The sequence below is a fragment of the Edaphobacter sp. FHG110511_03 genome, from assembly GCF_059115365.1.
This window is the reverse complement of sequence record NZ_JBZYWL010000031.1, coordinates 1-3500: the sequence shown is the minus strand read 5'-3', so window position 1 is coordinate 3500 and position 3500 is coordinate 1. Positions and strand designations below refer to the sequence as shown.

The window sequence follows — 3500 nt, the reverse complement described above, 5'->3', positions numbered from 1 at the left end:
GCGTTTACACTTTCAGAAAGGAAATGAATATGACCATGCGACGAAAATCTGTTTCTGAGAGCACGCAAGGTAAAACTGTTGTGCCCGGCAAGGCCACGCTCGCCAAGAGCAAAGACCCGCATTTTCGTCCCTCGACCCTCTACCTGCGCAAGAAAACGCTCGCAGAGTGCGAGTATCGTCTGAAAACAACCGACGATCCACGAGACATGTCAGAGCTGGTGGAAGAGCTGATGACAGCCTGGCTTGCAAAGTCAGCCAAGTAAGACGCGATTCCGACAGACGCCGAGTCGTGGGCGCCCTCCAAATAATTGGATCGGTTAGAAGCACGCTCGAAGTCGTCGAGCAGATATGCAATCGCGTCATCGTCATTGCAAAGGGCAAGATATTGGCCGATGCGCGCTCCTATTGCCGGAAGAACCGGAAGTATTTGTGTTGGTGTTTCCTGCCTTGATGCCGACTAGTTCGCTTCTATCTGCGTCAGCACACCATCCCACAGCCTGAGACGCGCACGAAGTGCTTCCTCGGCAGCCTGGGAGGCTTCCTCCCAGAGCGCCGGGTCGTCATCGCATAGGTCGGCAACCATCTTCAGCGAAAGCGGTCCATGGTCGTCACCGTCAACCTCGATATGCCTTTCCAGATACCAGACAAACTGGTCGAGTTCGCCACTCATCTCCTGGTTTAGCTGACGCACTAGCGATCGAAACATGTCCGGAATCGCATCCTCGCGGCCAAACGCGAAGGCCCCGGCCTGGGCAGCCGACGAGCCCCTGCGAATGACTCGGAAGGTAGTCTCGACGAACTCTTGCGCCGCTCCCGGAACTCCTTCGAAACTCAGCCTGTCAACGCCCAGCGGAGCGCAGCTTACTACGTGGCGAATCGCACGTGTATCTGCCTTCACCTGCTCCATCGCTTCGAGATAAATCTCGAAATGACTGATCGGGCGCCCCTGATATTCGTCGCTCTCCTCGCCCAGGACAATCTCGTTGACGAAGCGCCGGCTCACCGGAAAGGGTGTCGGCACCCAAGGTAGATCAACACACGTCAGCGCCCGCTGTAGTACTTTAAGCAGACTCATAAAGTCCCACACCGCGAAGACATGGGACTCCATGAAAAGGCGGACGTCACGCAGCGTACGAATCCGTGGATAGAGGGGATGCCCAGCCAACTTATTGCGCAACGGCGTAATGCGTAATTCTATGGCTTCAATTGAATTGACTACTCCGATAAAGGTCACTTTCTTATTATCACTCCCGGCATAAAGGATTCCTCGAAATCGATCGCTTCACTTCAGGATCGCCGACCATCCAACCGGAACCCTGAAAAACAGATTCCATTCGTGCGCCGAAATTATTTCGGTCTGCTGGCAGGCCAATCTTGGCTCGCTTGAGATCGCGTAGGATGAGCAACTCGGTCATCATCTTGCCGTTTTTCGGCTGAGGGGAACACTACCCACAAGATCATCGGCATAGCGGACGGAGCTGAACCGGTACGCCACACGATTGGGCTGGTTTCGTGAGTTTGAGACTTGACAGAGGAGGTGGGCAGGAAGCGAGTCTCTGCGGGGTGGCGGACGGAATAGCAGGTTATCCAACCGATTTGGCGCTATTCCGCTCCCTTTGCTCCCAACGACACGTTGCCATACTCCGCCACAGCATCTTTGGGAGTTCCATAGTCTCGCAAACCAAACCGAAGCTGCAGAAGCAGCCGATCGGCGGACTCTGGGTGGAGGCGCTTGTGGAAGCAGAACGTGTCCTCGGCGAAGCCTGATCCGATCGGTCCGGACAATACCACGTGATGGTCCGCGGCATAGGTCTCTTCTATATCCTTGTCGTCGCGCGCTTTGAACAGAGACAACAAGTGGCGCAGCTTCTTTTGCCTGTGGCTTCCGCGTATGCAGATATGCGCTCCGCTGCCTGGTGTAACGTCTGTCAAATAGAAGAAGAAACAGAGTGCGCGATAACCATCAATGTCGTAGTGAAATTGCTGAGCGTTTCTGATTTTCTGGAATGTATCGGCCGGCCCGGCAAAGCTCCACCATACGCGGGTGGCCACCAGCGTGGGCCTGCCGCCGAAATATTGGCTTGCCATCCTGACCAGGACAGGATCCTTTCCAAGCGCCGCAAGCTCAGGACAAGTGGTCGCAGCCTGAAAGTATCGCGCGACCGTGAAGCGTCGCCCATATCTCTGTTCCACTTCGTCTTTTTCTGAATAGCGGAATCCGAAGCCCGGATTGCCGTCACCATAGCAGATGGTGCCTTCGCAAAACTCTCGAATTGCCTCTAGCGCTGGGTCGCGCAGGCGCAACCAAGCGAAGAAACCATCTTGCTTCAGACATTGGACCGCACAGTCCACGTCCACGCTTTCCACCAGGTCTAATCCCGAACCGGAAAGCGGTGCGTCCATTGGATGCCTTCGACCGTGCAGCCAAACCATGAAAAGGCGGATGGCCTTAAACCTGCCCATCAGATACATCGCCAGATGTTCAGGGCCAAGGGCCAACCGGGAGGCAAGACTTCCAGAATAGTGAGAGAACCGGCCGCTGAATGTACGCTTCGCCATACAGTACAACCCCCATTCGTGGTGCTATTCCAGCAGTTACTCAGCAATCTGAAGGCTTTTCAGATCTAAAACCGGGGGAATTTATTAGTAACGACGGAGGGGACCGATAAAAAGGTACCACACTCACGATCCGCGAATCACGTAATTCAAAGATTTCCGCCATGCGAAGGTCTATACAACGATCCTCAGACTTGTCGAGATCCCAGCAATTCAATCTGCAAAGACGTATTGCGATTAGAAGGCGATGTTGCGCAACGACCTATTTCCCTCCCCTGCACCCCTCCCCGCAGAAAAGATCTCTCACAGAGAACCTCGATGGACAGACCCGAGATTACAGTTCGCAAGATGCTCACAGCAGTAGAAGCGCCGCTATACGATATCGGCGTGCTGAGCGATAGTAGTATGCTTCCCGGTCTCGATGGCATCCCCGCCGCGGCGGTACTTGACCGGCTTTTCGCTCCTCAAGTATCGCAACGCTCGCGGCCCCCATACCTATGTCTTGACCGAGAACCGGATCGAACGTGCCCTTGAAGACGACTACCTCTTCGCGATCCCAGCCCATCCGGAGAACTATGGAGTAGGCCAGGAGATGGGTCGAGCGATAGCATCGATGCTTGGAATCCCCTTTGCATTCTTCCTCCTGCTTTGTGAGTGACCACTTCTAGTTTTCCGAGCTGGCTTTTGCGACTGCGCCTTGGGGGCAAGTGATTGAACAGGCCGGCTCCCTCTGGTTTGCCTATCTATCTGTGTTCAGCGTGCCGCGCTCAAGACACCCCCGCCCTTCGGACGCACGCTCTCCTGCCCAGAATCCGCTACGCGCTCTCAAGAGGCGCGGACTCCTTCCCCCCGGCAAGCTGTGATCCCCTTCCGCAGATTCCATCCAGTCGCCGAGGGAGTGGGTCGCGACGGCACACCCGTTGGGCAAGCATGTACCGCAGACA

At 55.4% G+C, this 3500-nt stretch carries 3 protein-coding genes and 1 pseudogene; 2 read left to right on the top strand and 2 right to left on the bottom strand.

The annotated features are described in order from the left end of the window. A pseudogene (locus tag AC5S26_RS29715) lies at positions 1-263 on the top strand (hypothetical protein); the annotation flags it as partial. Positions 264-457: 194 nt separating this feature from the next. On the opposite strand, the gene AC5S26_RS29710 reads toward AC5S26_RS29715, so the two are convergent. Beyond that, positions 458-1234 carry a DUF3050 domain-containing protein gene (locus AC5S26_RS29710; protein ID WP_494188561.1) on the bottom strand — a complete coding sequence of 259 codons (777 nt, stop codon included), beginning with the start codon at positions 1232-1234 and terminating at the stop codon, positions 458-460. A gap of 368 nt (positions 1235-1602) precedes the next feature. Then, entirely contained in the window at positions 1603-2403 is an 801-nt protein-coding gene (locus AC5S26_RS29705; protein ID WP_494188560.1) for a phytanoyl-CoA dioxygenase family protein, read from the bottom strand. Between the two features lie 574 nt (positions 2404-2977). On the opposite strand from AC5S26_RS29705, the gene AC5S26_RS29700 reads away from it, so the two are divergent. Continuing rightward, entirely contained in the window at positions 2978-3214 is a 237-nt protein-coding gene (locus AC5S26_RS29700) for a hypothetical protein (RefSeq protein WP_494188559.1), read from the top strand. The last annotated feature ends 286 nt before the right edge of the window (positions 3215-3500 follow it).